Origin of the sequence: Saccharopolyspora sp. NPDC002686, from assembly GCF_040295745.1 — a bacterium.
Classification (GTDB): domain Bacteria; phylum Actinomycetota; class Actinomycetes; order Mycobacteriales; family Pseudonocardiaceae; genus Saccharopolyspora; species Saccharopolyspora oryzae.
Map to the genome: position 1 here is coordinate 1 of NZ_JBEOVY010000446.1, position 5,468 is coordinate 5,468.

Below are 5,468 nucleotides of genomic sequence, written 5' to 3' on the forward strand. Positions count from 1 at the left end.
TCGACAGCGAGTAGCAGCGCGCCACGTGCTCGTCGCCCAGCGGGACGCGCAGGGTCAGGAACTGGCCCGGGCGGTAGGCGAAGCGGTCGACCGCCTCGGCCGGCACGTCGAACACCAGCGACCGCGAGTCGGCGGTCTCCTCGATCACCTCCCGGACTCGCAACCGGTGCGAGGCGGACTCGGTCATCGCACGTTCCTCCCCCGGGTCACGGCGTGTCCACCTGGAGCTCTCCGCTCCGCACCGCCGTTTCGATGCTGTCGCGCAGCTGCAGGCACGTCAGGACCGTCGCGCGGTCCGCGTTCGGGCGCTGCGCGAGCTCCGCGCAGTGGTCGGTGTCTGTCGTCCACTGCACTTGCGTGTGGGCCAGGCTGTTCTTCTTGACCAGCACGCACGTGCCGCAGCTGCGGCAGGACAAGGGTTGCACCTGCTGTCTCCGATCAGGCGGTGGGAGCGCTGTCGTCCACGATCACGCGGCCGTTGGCCAGGTTGTCCTCGACCTCAGCCTGCCAGAACTCGATCGCGCGCTCGGTGTCGATCTCGAACTCGAACCGCCGGTTCATCTCCGGGGTCACGTCCTCGACGTCGACGTAGAACTGCTCGTACCAGCGCCGCAGCTGGTAGACCGGGCCGTCCTCCTCGCAGAGCAGCGGGTTGTCGATCCGGGCCTTGTTCTGCCAGATCTCGACGTCCTGCAGGAAGCCCTTCTCCACGCCGGCGGCGAAGCCCAGCGCCATCTGCTCGGCGTCCTCATCGGACATTCCCTCGGGCTTCTTCACCATCGCGCCCCACTGCAGCACGAAGCTCGTGGGCGACACCGGGTAGTGGCAGTTGATCAGCACCGTCTCGATCGTCGTCTCGCCGGTGTCGCTCCACAGGTAGTCGATCATGTAGGACGGCCCGTAGTAGGAGGCGCTCGAGCGCAGCGTGCTGTCGTCGCTGTAGTTCGTGCCGATCTTCACGTCCGGCCGGGCCTTGCTGTGCATCGTCTGGCTGGCGATGTGGCCCTCGAAGACGTTCTTGAAGTAGGTCGGGAACGAGTAGTGGATGTAGAAGAAGTGGGCCATGTCCACCACGTTGTCCACGATCTCGCGGCAGTTCGAACCGTCGATCCGCAGCGAGTTCCACGTCCACGAGGTCCACTCGTCCGAACCCACGCCCGGGATCTCCGGGATCGTCACCTCCGGCGGCGGCTGCTTGCCCTGCGGGTCGTTCCACACGAACAGCTGCCCGTTGCGCTCCAGCACGGTCCAGGCCTTCGTGCGCGCCCGCGGCGGCACCCGCCGCGCGTAGGGGATGCTCGCGCAGCGCCCGCTGCCCGACCAGCGCCAGTCGTGAAACGGGCAGGCGACCTCGTCGCCCTTGACCTCGCCCCGGCTCAGGTCGCCGCCCATGTGCGGGCAGTAGGCGTTGAGCACGTTGAGCTCGCCGCTGCTGTTGGCGAACACCACCAGCTTGGTGCCGAAAGCCTCGATCGCGTGGGGTTTTCCGTCCCGGTAGGCGTCGGCGAGGCCGAGGCAGTGCCAGCCGCGCGCGTAGCGGGTCGGCGGAGCCTCCGCCTCGATCACCCGCACCTCGTTCTCATCAGCCGTCCGCGGTGATGCCATGAGGAACTCCTCCGACTCCGTCTTGTCGATTCGCGTCAATGGTGGGAAGTCCGGGCCCCCCGGAACAGGCGCTCTCCCGCTCAACGAGACCGACCCCGCGCCCAACTCCCGCAATTCCGGGGGAAACGTCCCCCAGAACCCGCGCAGAATCCCCGCACGGCACCGGCGCGTCGGACGCCGACATGCCGACGGGGTCGAAATTCCATTGAAATCGAAGGTCCGATTTCAATGGAATTTTGATCCCGTGAACCGCGGGGGTGCGTCAGTCGAGGGAGCCGAGGCGGTCGCTGGCCGTGACTCCTCCGTCGACGAAAAGCGTGCTGCCGGTGACGAAACTGGCCTCGGTGCTGAGCAGGAAGCGGACGACGGAGGCGACCTCTTCCGGCTGCCCGACGCGGCCGAGCATCGCGTCACCGCTCATCCGGGCTCCGCGCCGGGCATCGGCGAGGCTGCGGCTGAGCATCGGCGTCTCGATGTAGCCCGGGCAGACCGCGTTCACCCGGACCCCCGAGCGACCGAGCTGCGCAGCGAGCGAGCGCGTCAACCCGAGGACGCCTGCCTTGGACGCGCTGTAGGACGGGATGTTCGCCTGCCCGAGCGTGGCGTTGATGGACGAGATCGCCACCACGGCCGAATCGGGCAACGCGGTCAGGTCGTCGGCGAGCGCGGCGGTCCCGTAGGCGAAGGCCGTGAGGTTGACGTCGAAGACGCGCTGCCACGCCTCCAGCGGGACCTCCGTCATCGGCGTCGAGTCGACGATCCCGGCGCAGTGCACGAAACCGCCTATCCTGCCGACGATCCGGCGGGCCTCGGCGAGCGCGTCGTCGTACCGGGACACGTCGGAGACGTCGATCCCGGTCGCCACGACCGGCGCCCCGTCGTCCTGCTCGATCTGCTTCGCGACGGCGGCCACACCGCTCTCGTCGCGGTCCCACAGGACCGTCGGTCGCCCGGTGGCGGCCAGCGCGCGGGCGCAGGCCGCACCGATCCCGGAGGCGGCGCCGGTGATCAGCACGGGTGTGTTCGGAGAAGACATGGTGCTCCTAGTGGTCAGCGGGTGATCATGTCCAGCGCGGCGAGGTGGCTGAACACCATGCAGGACCCGATCGGATTGCCCCCGCCCGGATAGGTGGTCCCGCTGACCGCGGCCATCGAGTTCCCCGCGGCGTACAGACCGGGGATCACCTCGCCCGAGGTGTTGAGCACCCGGGCGCTGGCATCGGTGCGCAGACCGCCCTTGGTGCCGAGGTCGGAGACGCCGAAGGCGGCGGCGTGGAACGGGCCCTTCTCGATCGGTACCAGCGGCGATCCCCCGTCCGCGAACGACCGGTCGTACGGTTCGTCGCCCCGGTGGAAGTCCTCGTCGGTCCCGGCGGCCGCGAAGCCGTTGAACCGTGCCACGGTCCGCTCCAGGTTCTCCGCCGGAACCCCGATCTTCTCCGCCAGCTCGGCCAGCGTGCCCGCGCTGAACCACAGTCCGGCGTCGACGTAGTCGCTGGTCTCCCCCATCGGGACGCTCGTCGAGTGCGCCGGCGGCCGCTCGCCCTCGCGGTCGTCGTAGATCATCCAGAACGGCAGCGCCATCCGGTCCTCGCCGACGCGGTCGAGGACGACGCGGCCGATCCGGTCGTACGGCCAGGACTCGTTGACGAAGCGCTCGCCCGCGCCGTCGACGAAGATGCCGCCGGTGAACCACAGCGAGAACGTCGACGTCCCGTCCGGGTGGGTGATGCCCGGCGACCACCAGGCCTCCGACATCAGGTCGGTGTCGGCGCCGACGTCGATCCCGGCCTGGATGGCCTTGCCCAGGTTCTTCGCCGGCCCCATGGTGTCGCGCGCCGCGCCCGGAACCCCGTGCTCGGTCCGCATCTCCTGGTTGCGCTCGAACCCGCCGGAGGCGATGAGCACGCCGCGACGCGCGCGGATCCGCCGCCGCTCGCCGCCTTCCTCGACCACCGCGCCGATCACAGCGCCGTCCGAGGTCACCAGCTCGTCGCACACCGATTCGCGCCGCAGCCGGACGGAGTCCTGTTTGGACAGTGCGAGCAGCAGCCTGCCGATCAGCGCCTGACCGCCGATGAGCAGGTCCGGCAGCGGTTTGCCCGCCCGGTCGACGTCCACCGGTGGCCGCAGCTGGTCCCGCAGCGAGCCGATCCGCTCGGGCGGCATCGGCATCGGCATGATGTGCCGACCGGTCGCGCTGGCCCCCGGTGCGGACCCGTAGTAGTCCGGCCAGGGGTAGACGATGAACTCGAAGTCGTCGTCGCCCTCCAGGTAGTCCACCAGCCGCGCGCCGGTGTCCAGGAACGCGTCCTGCAGCTCGCGGGGCGTGCGGTCGCCCACCACCGCGCGGTAGTAGGTCCTCGCCTCCTCCGGGGTGTCCTGGTCGCCGGCCCGCTTGAGCACCGCGTTCCCCGGGAACCACAGCCCGCCGCCGGAGTACGCCGTGGTGCCGCCGAACTTGTCGGTCGCCTCGACCACCAGCACCGAAAGCCCCTCGCGGGCCGCGGTGTACGCCCCGGTCAGCGCACCGCCGCCGGAACCGACCACCAGCACGTCGCACTCATCGTCCCAGATCGCCATGGGGGCACGATGCTCGTCGCCCGCCCCGCGGTGGCGGGCCAGTCCCACTGACCGGGAGAGCTCGCCGATCGACAACCGGCGCGGCGGCTAACCTCGCGAACCGGTCAGGTGCCACGGGTTTACGCCGACGGCAGGAGCGCTCCCATGCCCGATGAACTGGTCCCGCTACCGCCCTTCGACGACATCGCCGACGTGGTGGTCGTCGGCACGGGTGCCGCCGGATCCGCCGCCGCGATCTCGGCGCACGACGCCGGTGCCCGGGTGGTCGTGCTGGAGAAGACCTCCGCCGACCAGTCCGGCGGCAACACGCGCGTGTCCGGGGGCGCCTGGTTCGACAACCGCGATCCGGAGCAGGCCGCGGTGTACCTGCGCAACCTCTGCGGCGATCGCCCCGTGCCGGAGGCGATCGTGCGCACCTGGGCCGAGCAGACCCAGCACGTCTCGGCCTGGATCGAGGGCCTGGGCGCCGCCGTCGCGCCGAACGGGAAGTTCCCGCCCGAATACCCGGAGCTCGACGGGAGCGACTGCTACGGCGGCTACCTCTGCGTCGACGGCGTGCTCGGCGAAGGCCGGCTCCACGAGACGCTCACCGACGCGGTGCGGCGGCGCGGCATCGAAGTCCGGTACCGCGCACCGGCTGTCGAGCTGATCCAGGACCCGAACACCGGAGCGGTCGTCGGCGTGGTCGCGGGCGGCGAGCAGCCGCGCCGGATCTCGGCCCGCCGCGGTGTCGTCCTGGCCACCGGCGGTTTCGAGGCGGACCCGGAGATGGTGCGGACCTACCTCGGGCTCGCCGATCCGCCGGTGTGGGGCAGCCTGGCCGGTACCGGCGACGGGCACCGGATGGCGATGAAGGCCGGCGCGGACCTGTGGCACATGGACAACATGATGGCCGTCAACGGGCTCGCCCCGCCCGGCTCGCGGCAGGGCTTCTTCGCCATGCCCCTGCACTCCAACGGCTACCTGTGGGTGGCGCCCGACGGGAAGCGCTTCGTCAACGAGACACCGCCGACCGGCCACGGGCAGGCCCTGGTGCACGGCCGCTACGAGCTGTTCCCCCGCGCTCCGATGCACGTGGTCTTCGACGAGCGGACCCGCCTCGCTGGCCCGATCAGCCCCGGGGCGGAGCTGTTCCCGGTGGGGTGGAAGCTGGTGGTGGAGGGCTACCGCTGGAGCGAGGACAACTCGGCCGAGGTCGCGTTCGTGGTGGAGGACTCGCACCAGGGGCGCGGTCTCGGGTCGATCCTGCTGGAGCACCTCGCGGCCGCCGCTCGGGAGCG

The 5,468-nt window shown here is 70.5% G+C and carries 5 protein-coding genes and 1 pseudogene; 1 reads left to right on the forward strand and 5 read right to left on the reverse strand.

Features of this window, described 5'->3' with window-relative positions; translation table 11 throughout:
* From ABTZ89_RS35070 to ABTZ89_RS35090, 5 genes and pseudogenes are all read right to left on the reverse strand, one after another.
* A pseudogene (locus ABTZ89_RS35070) lies at positions 1-187 on the reverse strand (3-ketosteroid-9-alpha-hydroxylase); the annotation flags it as partial.
* Between the two features lie 19 nt (positions 188-206).
* Positions 207-425 carry a hypothetical protein gene (locus ABTZ89_RS35075; protein ID WP_270947152.1) on the reverse strand — a complete coding sequence of 73 codons (219 nt, stop codon included), beginning with the start codon at positions 423-425 and terminating at the stop codon, positions 207-209.
* Positions 426-438: 13 nt separating this feature from the next.
* Positions 439-1,605, reverse strand: a complete 1,167-nt coding sequence (locus tag ABTZ89_RS35080; RefSeq protein WP_270947151.1) for a 3-ketosteroid-9-alpha-monooxygenase, oxygenase component — start codon at positions 1,603-1,605, stop codon at positions 439-441.
* A gap of 262 nt (positions 1,606-1,867) precedes the next feature.
* Complete coding sequence (locus ABTZ89_RS35085) at positions 1,868-2,641, reverse strand: SDR family NAD(P)-dependent oxidoreductase (RefSeq protein ID WP_351053062.1); 774 nt, start codon at positions 2,639-2,641, stop codon at positions 1,868-1,870.
* Between the two features lie 14 nt (positions 2,642-2,655).
* Positions 2,656-4,188, reverse strand: a complete 1,533-nt coding sequence (locus tag ABTZ89_RS35090) for an FAD-binding protein (RefSeq protein ID WP_351053065.1) — start codon at positions 4,186-4,188, stop codon at positions 2,656-2,658.
* 144 nt (positions 4,189-4,332) lie between these two features.
* On the opposite strand from ABTZ89_RS35090, the gene ABTZ89_RS35095 reads away from it, so the two are divergent.
* Positions 4,333-5,468: FAD-dependent oxidoreductase (locus ABTZ89_RS35095; protein ID WP_351053067.1), on the forward strand; the 1,136-nt coding region annotated here is incomplete at its 3' end.

Excerpts from the sequence above, each read along its gene's own strand:
- ABTZ89_RS35080 (WP_270947151.1), bottom strand. The coding sequence starts at position 1,605 with ATGGCATCACCGCGGACGGCTGATGAGAACGAGGTGCGGGTGATCGAG.
- ABTZ89_RS35090 (WP_351053065.1), bottom strand. The coding sequence starts at position 4,188 with ATGGCGATCTGGGACGATGAGTGCGACGTGCTGGTGGTCGGTTCCGGC.
- ABTZ89_RS35085 (WP_351053062.1), bottom strand. The coding sequence starts at position 2,641 with ATGTCTTCTCCGAACACACCCGTGCTGATCACCGGCGCCGCCTCCGGG.